1 pseudogene is annotated in these 345 nt (G+C 56.5%); it reads left to right on the top strand.

The features are described 5' to 3' along the window. Positions 1 to 309 (top strand): annotated as a pseudogene (locus ACRHNM_RS16440) (peptidylprolyl isomerase); the annotation flags it as partial. Positions 310 to 345: the final 36 nt, after the last annotated feature.

Genomic DNA, 345 nt, shown 5'->3' with positions numbered 1-345 from the left:
ACGCGTATGGACCCGGCGCTCTACAACCAGGTCCGGAACCTGAAAGACAACGAAATATCGCGACCCATCCTGGAGGAAGACCCCCGGGGCGGCACGGCCAGCTACAAGATCCTGATGGTGACCAACCGGTTCGACGAACACGAGGCGGATTTCTCCAGGGATTACCTGAAGATCCAGGAACTGGCCCTGCGCGACAAGCAGTTCCGGGCCATCACCGACTGGATCGCCGAACATATAGACGACACCTACATCAGTGTCAACGGGGAGTATCGCCAATGCGACTTCTCGAATAACTGGCTAAAGCAGTAACATGTCGGACGTAGCTGCCATTGAACGGCTGGTTGA

Source organism: Psychroserpens mesophilus (genome assembly GCF_050617655.1).
Classification (GTDB): Bacteria; Bacteroidota; Bacteroidia; order Flavobacteriales; family Flavobacteriaceae; genus Psychroserpens; species Psychroserpens mesophilus_A.
Note: the sequence above shows the minus strand (reverse complement) of the source record. Positions and strands in the feature narration are given on the sequence as shown.